The following is a 14,462-nucleotide window of genomic DNA, read 5'->3' as shown; positions in this document are numbered from 1 at the left end:
GGGTGTATAAGCATTCACTTATCGCCCCAAATGAGAGAAAATCGGATAGTGACCGTTACGCAGCTCAGCACCTTCGTGCTGGTTGCCCGGCTCGGTTCGGTGGGCGCCGCGGCGCGGACTCTGAACGTGAGCGAGTCCGCGGTGTCACAGGCGCTCGCCGCGCTGCGCACCCACTTCGGCGATCCGCTCATCCGGCGCACCGGCGGTGGTGGGATGCGTCTGACGCCCGCCGGGGCGAGGCTGCTCCCGGTCGCGTCGCGGATGGTCGCGCTGAGCGCGGATGCCGAGGCGGCGGTGCGGGCGGCCCGGGGTGCGCCCGACGAACTGCGGGTCGTCGCCACGAGCACGCTGGCCGAGTTCGTGCTCCCGTCGCTCGTGGAGGCGTTCGCATGTCGCTCGGGGCGCAGGACCGAGACCTCGTTCGGGGTGGCCGCAGGCAACGAGATACGCGTGCTGGTGGAGAACCGGCTGGCCGACGTCGCGCTCGGGCCGTGTCTTGGCGCCGCCCGCAGGGGCGAACTGGTCAGCGAGCCGCTGTTCCGCACCTGGTTGGTCGTGGTGATCGGCGCCGGGTCACCGCGGCCGCCCGGTCCGCCGCCGCAGTGGTCGTGGCTGGTCGATTCCTCCGGGACCGATCCGGACGCGGACTCCGGGCGGCTGCTGCGTCGGCTCGGAGTGACCGAGGGACACGTGCGGGTGTTCCCCAACCAGGCCGCGACCTGGGCGGCCGCCGCCGAGGGCGCGGGGGTGGCACCAGCGTTGGCTCATCTGGTGTCGCCCCGCATCCGGCGTGACGAGCTGCGCATACTGGAGACCCCTGCCACGCCGTCGGACGCCACGTGGCACGCCACCGTCCTGCAGCCCGAGCATCGTTCCCCGGCCACCGACGCGTTCCTGCGCTTCCTGCACACGCCCGCAGCGACCCGTATCATGCGCGCACCCGGCGCCGGCGTCCCGCCCTCCCGGTTCCGGCCCCCGGTGTACGTCACGCTCTGGGGCACGTGAGAGAGCAGGCTGGCGCAGCCGCAGTCCTTGAAGAAGGACGCCATGCCGCGGGCGGGCTGTCGGGCTGTCTGTCGAAAGCAAGCGGGGACACCGCTACGACGCATGCTGACCCCTTGCTGGCCCGAACGGGCACCGCCATGCCCTTGACCTGCGCAAACATCCAAATACCAGATCTTGGACTTGAACATGGTGCGCAGCATGGAGATACTCCCGGACCTAGGCTCCCTGCCCGCGTTTTTGCAGGTCAAAGGCTGTTATCTGGGTGCGTCACATTCCGCTCACGGTGGTCGTCGGTCTCACGCCTCGGTGACCGGCCGGCCGGCGACGAAGGGATGGTCGCGCGCGATCAGGCCGAGCGGGCCGGCGCCGCCCGGGGAGCCCAGGTCGTCGAAGAACTCGGCGTTGGCCTTGTAGTAGTCCCTCCATTCCCCCGGCACGTCGTCCTCGTAGAAGATCGCCTCGACCGGGCAGACCGGCTCGCAGGCACCGCAGTCGACGCATTCGTCGGGATGGATGTACAAGGACCTCCGGCCCTCGTAGATGCAGTCGACCGGGCACTCGTCGATGCACGCCTTGTCCTTGACGTCGACGCAGGGCTGGGCGATGACATAGGTCATGGATCACTCCGTCTAGAGGGTCGCCTTCTCACTGAACTGTGGCTCCAGCATGTATCCGCGTCCCCATACGGTCCGGATGCTGAGGTTCACCATGGAAATGCGGCGCCGCAGGCGCATGATGTGCAGGTCGAGCGAGTTGCGGGTGGGCGCGGGGACTCGTTTGGCGAGTTGCTGCTCCAACTCGGCGCGGTAGACGACCTCCTCGTAGTGCTCTATGAACTTCTCCATCAGTTCGACCTGGGCGTTGGAGACGGTGACCGTCTTGTTCCGGAAATACAGGACGCCGGTGGAGTCGAGCACTGGAACCTTGCGCCCGTAGGTGCGTTGCTGCAGCGCCCGGACCCGGGCCTGCACGTCCTGGTGGGAGATCGGCGCCCGTATCCAGTCCTCCGACACGTCGGTGCAGATCGGCGGCTGTGCGCCGCCTTCGACGACGAGGAGGCAGGGAATTCCTTCTTTTCGGAGATCGTTGCGGATGCTCGCCTCGGCGGGCCATCGTACGAACTTGACGTGCCGGCCGGAGTTCTCCATGTCAACCCCCAAGCGGATCAGCTCAGTACCTTCAACGCGCGCGTGGCGATCTCCCGTCCGATGGGCAGCGACGCGGTGGCCGCGGGTGACGGGGCGTTCAGGACATGGACGAAAGGACCGGAGCCGGTGAACAGGAAGTCTTCCACGAGGGTTCCGTCCGCCAGGACCGCCTGCGCCCGGACACCCGCCGGCGCCCGCTGAAGATCGTGCCGAGTGACGTCGGGGAGCATGCGGCGCACCGCTGCGGTGAACGCCGCCTTGGACGCCGAGCGCCACAACTCACCGATCTCCTGGCGCCAGTGGCGGCGGGCCATGTGCCACAGCCCCGGCCAGCCGGCGATCTCGACGGCGTCCCGGGCCCGGAAGTCCCGCCACCGGTAGCCCTCCCTGGCCGACGCGGGGACCGCGTTGGGCCCGACGTGGACCCCGCCGTGCACGTCCCGGGTGAGATGGACGCCGAGGAAGGGGAAGGCGGGGTCCGGCACCGGATACACCAGCCCTTGGACCAGGTCGCGGCTCCGCTCCTTCAGCTCGTAGTACTCGCCGCGGAAGGGGATGATGCGGACGCCCGGGTCGTCCCCGGCCATGCGGGCTATCCGGTCGCTGTGCAGGCCGGCGCAGTTGACCAGCATCCGGGCGCGGACGTCTCCAGCGGTGGTGTGCACGATGACGCCGCCCGGCCCGCGGGCGAGGGAGAGCACCTCGCAGCCGGTGTGGACCTCGGCTCCGTCGAGTCGGGCCAGTTCGACGAGCCTGCGCGCGACCGCCGGGTAGTCCGCCACGCCGGTGGTGCCGATGTGCAGGGCGGCCAGGCCCCGTACGTGCGGCTCGTGCTCGGCGATCTCCCCGGGGCCGAGCGTACGTACCGGGACGCCGTGCTGCTCGCCGCGCCGGGCCAGGTCGGCCAGCCGCGGCAGCTCCGATGCATCGGTCGCCACGATCAACTTGCCGGTGACCTCGTGCGCGATGCCGTGCTCGGCGCAGAACTTCACCATCTCCTGGGCGCCTTGCAGGGCGAAGCGCGCCTTGAGCGACCCAGGGCGGTAGTAGATACCGCTGTGGATCACACCGCTGTTGCGACCGCTCTGGTGGCGCGCGACGGCGGGCTCCTTCTCCAGTACGGCCACGGAAGTGCCGGGCGCGGCCCGGGAGATGGCGTACGCGGTGGACAGACCGACGATGCCGCCACCGATCACGATCACGTCGTAGTGGCTCTGCACAGATGTCTCCTCGTTGGTGGGGGACGGGCTCTCGCCCGCCGGACACGGGCAGCCTGCGCCGCCTGTCCTCCAGGGGTCCCGCTACGAGACCGGCCGGGACAGGGCGGTGAGCCGGTCACAGGCCGCGGCGACGTCCGCCCCGGCGGACGGTCCGAGCGTCTGCCGGATCCGCTCGGCCAGGTGTGCGTGCAGCAGCGGCAGGTGCCGCCCGAGCAGCCGCTCGGCCTCGCCGGTGTCGAGCGGTAACCCGTCCTGCCGCCAGGTGGCGGCCGCCGTCACCAGGTGGTGGGCGGGCAAGCCCTGGGCGGCGTACCACGACGCGGCCATGTCGCTGCGCACGACGTCGCCCGTGGCCAGGGTGCGGCAGACGCGGGCGGGCACCAGCACCGCCCGTGTCGCTTCCCGGGCGCCGGCCGCGAGCAGCCGCCGCGGCGACCTCAGCAGCGCCAGGTACGGCTCGGCACCGAACTTGCGCGCGGCGAAGTGGGCGCTCTCGACGACGAGTTCACCATCGTCGGGGCGCGGGCACAGGTGCCGCAGGTCGTGCCCGGTGAGCAGAACACCGTGCTCAAGGAAGTCTGCCCGGTCGACCGCCGGGAGACGTCCCGCGCCCTCTCCCCGGCACAGGTGAGGCCAGTCACTCCAGAAGACCGACAGCCGGTCGGCCAGCGGACGCGCCTCGGCCGGGACCAGGGCGCGGACGTGCTCCGCGAGGGCGGTGACGCGTTCGGCCGCGTCGGCCGGTATCTCGTCGAAGACCAGGGCGATGTCGACGTCGCTCACCTCGGGGGCGAAGCCGCCGTGGGCCATGCTGCCGAGGGCGAAGACGCCGGAGATCCGGCCCAGGAACCACGCGCCTGCCTCGGCGGCGGCGATCCTCAGCAGCTCCCGAGCGGGGCGGTGGGCGTAGGTGAGGCGCGTGCGGGTCATGCGATGCCGACCGGGAAGTCCCCCTCGAAGGCCGGGACCAGCTCCGAGAACCAGGACGCGGCGGGGTCGAACTTCGCGAAGAACGGGCGACCCACCGCGTCGGCGTCGCGGCACTGGATGTAGTGCAGGGCGAACACCTTCTCCCCGGCGACCTCCACGACGCCGTCCACACAGACCTTGCCGGAGGTCGTGGACATGGACGGCCCGCGCACCGTGCGGCACAGGCCGCTCACGTCCCGGTAGGCCCGCCGGAAGATCTCGTAGGCGTCGGCGAGAGGAACCTTGAAGTACTCCTGCGGGCCGGTGTCCCGCTCGATGAACATGTAGTACGGCACCATGCCCATGCTGACCTGCTTGCTCCACATCGTGGACCAGACGGCGGGGTCGTCGTTGATGTACCGCATCAGTGGCGCCTGGGTCCGGATGCTCGCCCCCGCGCTGCGCAGCCGCCGCACCGCCTGCTCGACAGCCGGGGTCTCGAGCTCGCGCGGGTGGGAGAAGTGGGCCATGACCGAGAGGTCCTTGCCGGAGCGTGACACCTCCTCGAAGAGCCGCAGCATGTCGTCGGCGTCCGGATCGGTGGTGAACTTGTAGGGCCAGTAGCTGAGCGCCTTGGTGCCTATGCGGATGGAGTCCAGCTGGTCGAGCTCCAGCAGCGGTTCGACATAGCGGCGCAGTACCCCGGCCCGCATGATCATCGGGTCGCCGCCGGTGAACAGCACGTTGCTCACCTCGGGGTGGTCGGCGAGGTAGCGCTTGAGCTGCTCGATGTCACCGCTGGCCATCTTCAGGTCGGCGTCGCCGATGAACTGGGCCCAGCGGAAGCAGTAGGTGCAGTACGAGTGGCAGGTCTGGCCCTGTTTGGGAAAGAACAGGACCGTCTCGCGGTACTTGTGCTGCACGCCCGGCATCTGCGCGCCCGCGTGGCTGGGGATGTTCAGCTCCAGCTGGCCGGCCGGGTGCGGGTTCAGCCTCCGGCGCACCTCGTTCGCGGCGGCCGTCACCTCCCGGGGTGCGGCTCCTTTGTTCAGCAGGTCGGCGATGCGGGCCACGTCCGCGGGCGGCAGCATGTCCTCCTGCGGGAAGACCAGGCGGTAGATCGGGTCGTCCGGCACCGCGCTCCAGTCGATCAGCTCGTCGACGACGTAGCTGTTCGTCCTGAACGGCAGCACCTCGGCCACGGCTCGTACCGCGGTGACCTGATCGCCCGTGAATCCGGCCCGGCCGACGAGTTCGGCGAGGCGGTTGGAGGTGATGGCGGAGAACACGGGGGCTGCCAGGTCACTCAAGCCCTGCACGACGGTCATGGACGATCCTTTCTTGGGTGGTGGCGGGGCCACCACTGTTTGCGGTGCGGGTGCGCTGGGCGGCGAGGACGACGACGCCCACGGCGAGACCCACGAGTACGGTGGAGGGCCGCAGCGGTTCGTCGAGCAGAACGGCCGCGAAGAGCATGGTGAGTACCGGCTGCAGGAGCTGAATCTGGCCCACCTTGGCCACACCGCCGGTGGACAGGCCCCGGTACCAGGCGATGAACGACAGCAGCGAGCTGCCCAGGGCCAGGTAGACGAAGGCCGCCGCACCGCGCGCGTCCAGGGTCGGCCCCTGCGACGGCCAGGCCAGGACCACCACCAGGGCGGCCACGGGGGTTCCGGCGACCAGGGACCAGGAGGTGACCACCCAGCCCGGCACGTCCCGGGCCAGCACGCCTCCCTCCGCGTAGCCGAGGGAGCAGACGACGACGGCCGCCAGCAGCTCGGCGTCGCCGGTGTGCAGGCCCCCGCCGAAGCCCAGCGACAGGTAGCCGAGGACGATCGCGGTGCCCAGCCCGCAGCACACCCAGAACCTGCCGGAGGGCCGTTCCCGGCCCCGGAGCACGGCCATGACCGCGGTGGTGGCCGGCAACAGGGCGACCACCAGGGCGGCATGACTGGCCGACACCGTGCGCAGGGCGTGCGCGGTCAGCAGCGGGAAGCCGATGACGGTGCCCAGGGCGGTGACGAGCACGGCACGCAGCTGGTGTCTCGGCGGCAGCAGTGGCCGGTGGCACAGGAGCAGTAGGAGTACCGCGGGGATCACGGCGAGCAGGGCGCGCCCGGGGCCCACGAGTTCGGGCGGGAGGGAACCCACCCCCATACGGGTCACAGGCAGGGTGAGGCTGAACCCGAGGACGCCCAGGAAGCCGTAGGAGAAGCCCTGGAGGTCTGCGGAAGGGGTGCGTTTCATCAGGATGAGTGGGTCCGTCCGAGGTGGGGGGTCCGGTCAGGCCAGCTGGGCGCGCAGTTCGTCGGCGCGCACCGGCTGCTCCCAGGGGAAGCCGTCGGCGCGTCCGAAGTGGCCGAAGGTGGCGGTGGGGCGGAAGGGGATGTGGCGCAGGCGGAGCCGGTCGATGGTGGCGTCGACCCGCAGGTCGGTCAGTGAGCGCAGCGCGACCGTGAGCTTCGCCGGGTCGACGCGCTCGGTGCCGAAGCAGTCCACCTCGAACCACACCGGCTCGGGGCGTCCGATCGCGTAGGCCATGCCCACCTGGCACCGCGCGGCGAGGCCGGCCTCGATCGCGGTCAGGGCGAGCTGACGTGCCACGTAGGCACCCGAACGGTCCACCTTGGTGGCGTCCTTGCCGGAGAAGCAGCCGCCGCCGTGGCGGGCGAGGCCCCCGTAGGTGTCGACCATGAGTTTGCGGCCCGTGAGCCCCGCATCGGCCGCGGTGCCTCCGACCACGAACGACCCGGCGGGGTTGACCTGGACCCACTCGACGGGAAGGTCGCGCGTCGCCAGGACGGGCTTGACCACCTGCTCGGCGCAGAACTCCCGTACCGCTTCGAGCGGTTCCGTGGCGGCGTGCTGGACGGAGAGCACGACCCGGCCGTGCGAGGGTCGGTCGCCGGCGACGACCTCCACCTGCACCTTGCCGTCGGGTCCGAGCCCGACCTGCGGTGCCTGGTCGCGCTGTTCGGCGAGTGTCCTGCTCAGCGTATGAGCCAGCACGCAGCTGAGCGGCAGCCGTTCGGGCGTCTCGTCGCAGGCGTACCCGTACACGATGCCGGAGTCTCCGGAGCCGCCCTCGTCGACGCCCGCGCCGATCTCACGCGACTGGTGGTCGAGGACGACCGTGACCGGGCTGCGCGTCGCGTCGATGCCGTGGACAGCCACGTCACGGTAGCCGACGTCGGACAGTACGCCGCGTACCACCGCCTCGACGTCCACCGCCCCGGCGGCGGTCACCTGGCCAGTCACCAGAACGTGGTCCCGGGTCACCATGACCTCGCAGTTGACGCGTGCGTGCGGGTCGGTGGCGAGATACGCGTCGAGTACGGCGTCGGAGACCTGGTCGGCGACCTTGTCGGGATGGCCGGGCGTGACGGACTCGGCTATCTGGGACCAGAGGAGGCTGTTGGAGGGCCTGGAGGAGGGCAACGAGGACAGCGACGACATGGCAGGGCTCACATTCCGCACCCGCGGGTGCATGATCGAGGTGGGGGAACGTTCAGAGAAGGTCGCGCAACAGGCCGAGCACCTCGGCGCGTTGGGTCGGCGGCCCGACCGTGAGGCGTACCAGGTCCGGCCGCCCGGGGATCCGCACCGGCCGGATGTACGTCCCCCGCTGTCGCATGGCGTTCGTCACCTCGCCGGTGCGGCGGGGGTCGCCCGGGATCCGGAAGGTCACGAAGTTCGTCTCGGACGGCAGGGGCCGGCAGCCCAGCGCCGCCAGTTCCGCCTGGTAGTGCGTGCGGCCGGCCGCGGTCAGGGCGACCGTCCGGTCCAGGTGCCGCGCGTCGTCGAGGGCCGCGCGTGCGGCCGTCTCGGCGAGCCGGCCGACCGCGTAGTGCTCCAGGCCGCGGTCGAGGCCGGCCGTCGTGGCGCGGTCGTACAGGCAGTAGCCCACCCGCAGCCCCGCCAGACCATGGGCCTTGGAGAAGGTGCGCAACCACAGCAGGGGGCGCCCCATGACGTCCCGCGCGTCCAGCGGGCGGGTCGCGGCGTACTCGGCGTAGGCCCCGTCGACGACCAGGACGGTGGACTCCGGGAGCCGGTCGGCGAGTCGCAGCACCTCGTCGGCTCCCAGGGCACTGCCCAGCGGGTTGTCGGGTTCGGCGAGGTAGACCAGTGCGGCCCGATGCCGGCGCGCGGCGGTGGCCAGTGCCTCGGCGTCGGCGCGGTCCTGGTGGTAGTCGACGGTGTGGACCACGGCCCCGGCCGCCTCGGCGAAGTGGGCGAAGGTCGGATAGGTGCCCGCGGTGGTGACCACCGGCGAGTCGGGGTGCAGCAGCGAGCGGCACACCTGGGCCAGCAGGCCGTCGATGCCCGTCGCCACCAGGATCGCCTCCTCGCTCACTCCGTGCAGGCGGGCCAGGCTCCGGCGCAGCGAGTGGTGCGCGCAGTCCGGGTAGCGGTGCGCGTCCTGTGCGGCGGCGACCATGGCCTCGACGGCCGAGGGCGCGGGGCCGAACTCGTTCTCGTTGGTGGACAGGCGCCATCGCGCGGGCAGACCGGTGGAACGTTCTTGCATCTCGATCGACGGAAAGGGATTGGATGCGGCGCGGCTCATCTCAGGTCCACCCGGTGACGGCCTGGACCGGCTCGACGTTCAGCAGGCCGGCGAGGAACTCGTTGTAGCGGCGCATGGCGAGCATCCGCAGCGCCGCGCCCTGCGCGAGTTCCATGCCGGCGGCCGGGTCGTGGCGGACGATCGGGGTGACGACATGGCTCAGCCACTCGGGCCCGTGCTCGGCGTCGCCGGAGACGTGGTTCACGAAGAACTGGAATCCGTCGTGGGGGTCGAGCCCCAGCCGCTGAAGACCTCGTACGACGATGTCGTCGCGGTCCACGTCGAACAGCTCGGGCATGGCCAGGCTGCCCAGCGCCTTGAGATGGTGGCGGCGGTTGGTACCGAGCATGAAGTACAGGTTGAAGCCGGCGTAGGGGCGCCAGTCCTCCCAGGGCGGCAGGAGCGGCAGCGAGGTGCCAAGCCGGCGCAAGGCCTGGGTGAACTGGACGGTGTGGGCCGCCGAGTCGTCGCCGGCGCCGCACTCGTCCCACAGGTGGTGGCCGATCTCCTGTTTGACGCCCTCCATGAAGTGGGTCTGCGCCAGCACCAGGGCGTCGAAGAACCGGTAGTTGAGATAGCCGTCGGCCTGGATGAACCGGGTCATCTCCTTCAGGGTCGCCTTGTGTTCGAGGTGGTCCTCCACCGCTCGGTCCAGCGGGCTGCGCTGCTGGGAGGCGGTGAGGAACCACTGCCTCAGGTAGTGCGGTCGGCCGGCCTCGACGGCTGATGGCAGGCTGCCCTCCAGCGACGCGAGGTCGGCCTCCAGGAGGGCGTCCTCGCACATCGCCCGGAACACGTTGAACCACGCGCTGCGCTCGTGCCGCGCGGCCGGGGCGAGGGGGTGCCCGAGCAGGGTCTCGTAGACCGCGTACAGCGAGCGGTGGACGTCCAGCAGGGCGTCGGGGTCCTGGCTCGCGATCCCGGCTTCGAGCCGGTCCTGCGTGGTGCGCAGGAGTGCCCTGCTGTCGTCGCCGCGGCCCTGGAGGTCCGGCGGACCGTCCAGGCAGCGGGCGAGCCGGTGTTCAACCGTGTGCCGCGCCGTCTGCGAGGGGTCTCGCAAAGGCGGCCGCATCGACGGGATCCGTTGTCTGTCGACGACGCTACGGACGGTGTCGCACATGCCTCGTCTCCTGCCGTGGGGGCGGTGTGGTGGTGGGATGCGGCCCGGGGCCGGTCATTCAGGGTCGGGATACGTGACGTGCTCGCCGCGCCAGTTCACGAAGCCGAGCAACCGGACGCCGTCGGGGTCCATTTCGTGCCTGGGGTGTTCGTCCGCGTCGTGCAGCGGCACCGTGTACTTCCCGGTCGGATGCGGCAGGACGTACTCGGGGACGGCGGGGTTCGACACGTGGCGTTTCATGGACCGGACGATCCTGCGGCCCTCGTCCACGGGGACCCAGAACAGCTCGGACTTCGGGCTGCGGGGCATGAAGTGGTACAGGTAGCCGGCGTGCACGCCCAGCCGGTACAGGGACATGGACAGCTCCCGCATCGTCTCGGGGCACGCGTTGACCCCGCGCAGCAGGGGCACGTTGGAGAACACGAGGGGAACCGCGCTCTGCAGCCGGCGCAGGGCCTCGACGAAGGCCGGGGTGATCTCGTTGGGGTGCGTGATGTGCAGGCCCAGCGCCTGCACTTCGTGCGCCCGCAGCGTCTGTGCCAGCGTTTCGGTGATCCGGAACGGGTTGAAGGTGAGGCTGCGGGTGTGGATGCGGACGACCAGATCGGGACGGACCTCCCGGAGGTCCGCCAGCACCCCGGCGAGCTGTTCGTCGCTGTGCATGAACGGCTCGCCGCCGCTGAGGATCACCTCCTCCACCTCGGCGTGGTCCGCGAGGTAGTCCAGCGTCTGGAGCCAGTGGCGCCGCTCGAAGGACGGCTTCGACGAGTTCCGTTCGAGGGTGCGCAGTGCCTCGTAGCAGAACTGGCAGTACGCGTGGCAGATGTTGGAGTACCGGATGATGACCCGGTTGCCGTACTTGTGCTGGGCGACCGGTGTCACCATCTCCTCGTCCAGTTCCCAGTTCTCGCTCTCCCCGTCGTAGCCGTAGGGGTCGGCACGCTCCGGGGCCGAGGGACAGACCTGGCGCCACAGCGGGTCGTCTTCGAGGGGGCGCAGCCGGTCACCATCCGTGCGGATCAGGCTGAGGTAGTAGGGCGTCACCTGGAACCGACGGGTCGAGGCGTGGGCGTCGATCTCCCGGAGCACCTCGGGCGGGCACCCGGGGAAGTACTCCTTGATCGCGCCGGCGGTGCGGACGGCGTGGCGCTGCTGCCACTTCCAGTCCTTCCAGCCGGCCGGGCGGGCCACCGCTTCCTTGGGGGCGAGGGACATAGGGACTCTTCTCTGGGCACGTCGGGACGGGACGTCGGACAGCGACGGCGATCGCGCGCCCGGTCTCACACGATGCGGACGGCCGCGGTCACCGGCTCGTCGCGGAGCGCCTGGGCGGCCGCGCGGGCGGCCCTGCGCCGCAGTTCGGTCATCGACTCGACGGAGTAGAAGGCGGAGTGGGGGGTGAGGAGGGCCCGGGGATGTCCGCGGAGCCAGCCGGCGACACCCGGTTCGTGCTCGGCGACGTCCAGTCCGACGGCCCCCAGCCGGCCGCGGTCCAGGACCTGGCGCAGGGCGTCCTCGTCCACGACCGCGCCGCGTGAGGTGTTGATCAGGACGGCCCCCGGCGCGAGTGCCTCCAGAGCGGCTCGGTCCATCATGTGCTCCGTCTCCGGGCCGAGAGGCACGTGCAGGCTCACGACCTCGCACGAAGCGAGCAGTTCGTGCAGGCTCCAGAAGCGCGTCCAGCCGTGGGCCTTCTCGGTGCCGGGGTGGACGTAGGGATCGTAGAAGCCGATGCGCATGCCGAAGGACGCGGCCCGGCGGGCCACCGCCTGCCCGATGCGTCCGCAGCCCACCAGACCCCAGGCGGCGCCGCGCAGTCGGCGCACTCCCTCGGCCCGCCGCCACTCCCATCCGCCGTCGCGCACATGCGCGTCGAGTTCCCGGACACGGCGTACGGCGTTCAGGGCGAGGGCCAGCGTGTGGTCCGCGACCTCGTCGACGCCGTAGTCGGGTACGTGGTAGACGGCCACTCCGCTCGCCCGGGCGGCCTCGGTGTCCACGTGGTCGTGGCCCACGCTCGCGCAGACGACCACGCGGCAGGAGGAGTTGAGCGCGAAGAACTCGGCCGTGAGGGAGATGCGATGCCACAGGATGATGCACTCCGGGGCCCGGCGCGCCAGTTCGGGCACCTCGCTCTGGGACAGCACCCGCAGCCGGACCTCGATCCCGCTGCCGGCCTCCCGCTGTTCGAGGTCGGCGCTGTCTACATAACCGCCCTCCGGGGCGTCGACGACCGCCACGACCCGGGGTGCGTTCGGCGCGGGTGCCGGTCCCCGCTGTAGATCACGGCTGTCGGTGTGCGATCGGCTCACGTCGTGCCTCCGCTCGTTCGGTCTGCCCTCTTGTGCCTGCCGCCCGCCGTGCGGGAGCGCTTCCGTGGGCGGCGCTCCCGCACTCGGCGCCGGTCAGACCGGGGTGCACCAGTCCGCGTGGCCGGGCAGCCGGCCCGACGTGGCGTCCTCGTACGCCTCGACGACGGTCTTGGTGACCGGCCCGCAGCCCTTGGACGTGGTCGGCCGGTCATCGACGGAGGCCACCGGGACGACGCCGATGGCCGTGCCGGTCAGGAAGATCTCGTCTGCGGTGTACGCCTCCGCCCGCGCGATCCGGCGTTCGACCACCTCCAGGCCCCCTTCGGCGGCCAGCGTCATGACCGTGGAGCGGGTGATGCCGGGCAGGATCCCCTCGCTGACCGGGGGCGTGTGCAGGACACCGTCCTTGACGAGGAAAAAGTTGGCCGCTGAGCACTCGGCGACATGGCCGGTGTCGGTCAACAGCAGCGCGTCGTCGTAGCCGGCCCGCTGGGCGCCGATCTTGGCCATGCAGGAGTTGATGTAGGCGCCGGTCGCCTTCGCCTGCGGCGGGATGGCGTCCTGGTGGTTGCGCCGCCAGCCGCTGGTCATCACCCGGCAGCCCCGCGCCAGCGCCTGCCGGTCCACGTAGTCGGACCAGGGCCAGGTGGCGATGGCCACGCGGGCCGCCGACAGATCCAGCGAGACGCCCATGCTGCCATAGCCGAGGTAGATGTTCGGCCGTATGTAACAGGGCTGCGAGCCGTTCTCCTTGACGAGGGAGACGATCGCCTCGGCGATCTCCTCGTCGGAGTAAGGGACCTCCATCATGTACACCCGTGCCGAGTTGCGCAGCCGGGCTATGTGGTCGTCGATCCGGAAGACCGCCGTGCCGTCGGCCGTGCGATGGGCGCGCATGCCCTCGTAGACAGCCCAGCCGTAGTGCAGGGACGGCGTCAGGAAGTGTATCCGGGCGTCGTCCCAGGGGACGAACTCGCCGTCCATCCAGATGGACTTGGATCGGGAGAGGGTTACCACGCGAATTCTCCTTGCCCGGCGTCAGGCGATGCCGGTGGTGGGCAGCAGGTTGTCCATGCCGTAGTCGGCCGCCAGGTCGTACAGCCTCTGGCCCGTGCGGGGGTCCAGGGGGATGCCGTGGGCGGCGTTGCGGGCCGCCGTGATGCGCTCCGGGTCGCCCGGCACGCGCACCGGTTCGGCGCCCGTGGAGGGGCTGCGCCGCGTGTCGTCCACGAACGTCCGCATACGTTCGTCGAACGCCTCGTCCCCGCCGAAGACGGCCGGGTCCAGGCACATCAGGAAGTGCGCCACCTGGCGGCCCCTGCCGTGGGGGGCGCTCTCGATGTGCTCCAGCTCCCAGTCGAGCGGGGAGCCGGCGAGCACCGCCGTCATCAGGGAGACCACCATGCCCAGTCCCTGGCCCTTGTGCCCGGCGCCGAGGGGCATGAGCGTGGAGACCTGCGCGGCGTCGACCGTGGGGCGTCCCGCGGCGTCCTTGGCCCAGCCCTCCTCCAGCGGTTCGCCCTGACGTCCGCGTTCACGGATCTCCCCCAGGCACACCTGGCTGGTGGCCATGTCCAGGACGAACTCGTGGTCCCCGGCGCCCGCGGCCACGCTGATCGGGTTGGTGCCCAGGTGCGCCTTGCTGCCGTTGAAGGGCGCCACCCGCGGCGAGCAGGAGGTCATGACCCAGCCGATCATCCCGGCCTTCGCCATCTCCCGGCTGTACACGGACGCCGCGCCGAAGTGGTTGGAGTTGCGCACCACCACCACGGAGACGCCGAAACGGCTCGCCCTGCGCACCGCTTCCTCGGTTCCCCGGAGGCCGGCCACGATGCCGAGGGCCGAGTCCGCGTCCAGGACGGCGGTGGGTCCCGTCTCCCTGACCACGGTGCAGACAGGCCGCGGGTTGGCGATGCCGTGCTCGATGTCGCTCAGATACTGCGGAAGCAGGCGCAGGCCGTGGGTGCTGATGCCCCGCAGCGAGGTCTGCACCAGCGCGTCCGCCACGGCGGCACTGTCGGCCGCTGCCACCCCGGCGTCCGTGAGGGCCCGGGCGGCGATGGTCTCGGCGACGTTCGGCGCGATGCCGTACTGGTCGGCCACGGGCATGACCTTGTCCATGTGTTCCCTTTCGGGCGAGTTCCCTTGGCGGCGATTTCCCTGTTCGGCTCCGAACCG

Annotated in this window: 14 protein-coding genes; 1 reads left to right on the top strand and 13 read right to left on the bottom strand. The window is 70.9% G+C overall.

What is annotated here, in order from left to right; all coding sequences use genetic code 11:
* Positions 1-48 precede the first annotated feature (48 nt).
* Positions 49-1,005 (top strand): LysR family transcriptional regulator, encoded by a 957-nt coding sequence (locus FNV62_RS44220; RefSeq protein ID WP_097287396.1) that lies wholly within the window; start codon positions 49-51, stop codon positions 1,003-1,005.
* Positions 1,006-1,301: 296 nt separating this feature from the next.
* Here the strand turns inward: FNV62_RS44220 and fdxA are convergent, their stop codons facing one another.
* From fdxA to FNV62_RS44155, 13 genes are all read right to left on the bottom strand, one after another.
* Complete coding sequence (fdxA, locus tag FNV62_RS44215) at positions 1,302-1,622, bottom strand: ferredoxin (RefSeq protein ID WP_054232606.1); 321 nt, start codon at positions 1,620-1,622, stop codon at positions 1,302-1,304.
* Positions 1,623-1,634: 12 nt separating this feature from the next.
* On the bottom strand, positions 1,635-2,153 hold the full coding sequence (locus FNV62_RS44210) for a winged helix-turn-helix domain-containing protein (RefSeq protein ID WP_097287395.1): 519 nt from the start codon (positions 2,151-2,153) through the stop codon (positions 1,635-1,637).
* A 17-nt stretch (positions 2,154-2,170) separates the two neighbouring features.
* Complete coding sequence (lhgO, locus tag FNV62_RS44205) at positions 2,171-3,373, bottom strand: L-2-hydroxyglutarate oxidase (protein WP_144316118.1); 1,203 nt, start codon at positions 3,371-3,373, stop codon at positions 2,171-2,173.
* A gap of 81 nt (positions 3,374-3,454) precedes the next feature.
* Entirely contained in the window at positions 3,455-4,303 is an 849-nt protein-coding gene (locus FNV62_RS44200) for a hypothetical protein (RefSeq protein ID WP_144316117.1), read from the bottom strand.
* Entirely contained in the window at positions 4,300-5,610 is a 1,311-nt protein-coding gene (locus FNV62_RS44195; protein ID WP_143610095.1) for a KamA family radical SAM protein, read from the bottom strand. Before FNV62_RS44195 ends, FNV62_RS44200 begins: the two co-directional genes overlap by 4 nt.
* Positions 5,585-6,529 carry a DMT family transporter gene (locus FNV62_RS44190; RefSeq protein WP_144316116.1) on the bottom strand — a complete coding sequence of 315 codons (945 nt, stop codon included), beginning with the start codon at positions 6,527-6,529 and terminating at the stop codon, positions 5,585-5,587. Before FNV62_RS44190 ends, FNV62_RS44195 begins: the two co-directional genes overlap by 26 nt.
* 36 nt (positions 6,530-6,565) lie before the next feature.
* Complete coding sequence (gene metK, locus FNV62_RS44185; RefSeq protein WP_144316115.1) at positions 6,566-7,738, bottom strand: methionine adenosyltransferase; 1,173 nt, start codon at positions 7,736-7,738, stop codon at positions 6,566-6,568.
* 52 nt (positions 7,739-7,790) lie between these two features.
* On the bottom strand, positions 7,791-8,813 hold the full coding sequence (locus tag FNV62_RS44180) for a pyridoxal phosphate-dependent aminotransferase (protein ID WP_164657668.1): 1,023 nt from the start codon (positions 8,811-8,813) through the stop codon (positions 7,791-7,793).
* A 40-nt stretch (positions 8,814-8,853) separates the two neighbouring features.
* Positions 8,854-9,972 (bottom strand): iron-containing redox enzyme family protein, encoded by a 1,119-nt coding sequence (locus tag FNV62_RS44175; protein ID WP_143603878.1) that lies wholly within the window; start codon positions 9,970-9,972, stop codon positions 8,854-8,856.
* Positions 9,973-10,026: 54 nt separating this feature from the next.
* Complete coding sequence (locus FNV62_RS44170; protein WP_097287388.1) at positions 10,027-11,187, bottom strand: KamA family radical SAM protein; 1,161 nt, start codon at positions 11,185-11,187, stop codon at positions 10,027-10,029.
* A 65-nt stretch (positions 11,188-11,252) separates the two neighbouring features.
* Positions 11,253-12,284, bottom strand: a complete 1,032-nt coding sequence (locus FNV62_RS44165) for a C-terminal binding protein (protein WP_144316113.1) — start codon at positions 12,282-12,284, stop codon at positions 11,253-11,255.
* A gap of 93 nt (positions 12,285-12,377) precedes the next feature.
* Positions 12,378-13,301, bottom strand: a complete 924-nt coding sequence (locus FNV62_RS44160) for a branched-chain amino acid transaminase (RefSeq protein WP_225900607.1) — start codon at positions 13,299-13,301, stop codon at positions 12,378-12,380.
* A 21-nt stretch (positions 13,302-13,322) separates the two neighbouring features.
* On the bottom strand, positions 13,323-14,405 hold the full coding sequence (locus FNV62_RS44155) for an Ldh family oxidoreductase (protein WP_144316112.1): 1,083 nt from the start codon (positions 14,403-14,405) through the stop codon (positions 13,323-13,325).
* Positions 14,406-14,462 lie beyond the last annotated feature (57 nt).

It is taken from the genome of Streptomyces sp. RLB3-17 (assembly GCF_007113425.2).
GTDB lineage: Bacteria > Actinomycetota > Actinomycetes > Streptomycetales > Streptomycetaceae > Streptomyces > Streptomyces mirabilis_D.
This window is presented reverse-complemented; position numbering and strand designations above follow the sequence as displayed.

What these genes read in the sequence shown, in the direction of transcription:
- fdxA (WP_054232606.1), bottom strand. Translation starts at nt 1,622, where the DNA reads ATGACCTATGTCATCGCCCAGCCCTGCGTCGACGTCAAGGACAAGGCG.
- FNV62_RS44210 (WP_097287395.1), bottom strand. Translation starts at nt 2,153, where the DNA reads ATGGAGAACTCCGGCCGGCACGTCAAGTTCGTACGATGGCCCGCCGAG.
- FNV62_RS44200 (WP_144316117.1), bottom strand. Translation starts at nt 4,303, where the DNA reads ATGACCCGCACGCGCCTCACCTACGCCCACCGCCCCGCTCGGGAGCTG.
- FNV62_RS44195 (WP_143610095.1), bottom strand. Translation starts at nt 5,610, where the DNA reads ATGACCGTCGTGCAGGGCTTGAGTGACCTGGCAGCCCCCGTGTTCTCC.
- FNV62_RS44190 (WP_144316116.1), bottom strand. Translation starts at nt 6,529, where the DNA reads ATGAAACGCACCCCTTCCGCAGACCTCCAGGGCTTCTCCTACGGCTTC.
- metK (WP_144316115.1), bottom strand. Translation starts at nt 7,738, where the DNA reads ATGTCGTCGCTGTCCTCGTTGCCCTCCTCCAGGCCCTCCAACAGCCTC.
- FNV62_RS44180 (WP_164657668.1), bottom strand. Translation starts at nt 8,813, where the DNA reads ATGCAAGAACGTTCCACCGGTCTGCCCGCGCGATGGCGCCTGTCCACC.
- FNV62_RS44175 (WP_143603878.1), bottom strand. Translation starts at nt 9,972, where the DNA reads ATGTGCGACACCGTCCGTAGCGTCGTCGACAGACAACGGATCCCGTCG.
- FNV62_RS44170 (WP_097287388.1), bottom strand. Translation starts at nt 11,187, where the DNA reads ATGTCCCTCGCCCCCAAGGAAGCGGTGGCCCGCCCGGCCGGCTGGAAG.
- FNV62_RS44155 (WP_144316112.1), bottom strand. Translation starts at nt 14,405, where the DNA reads ATGGACAAGGTCATGCCCGTGGCCGACCAGTACGGCATCGCGCCGAAC.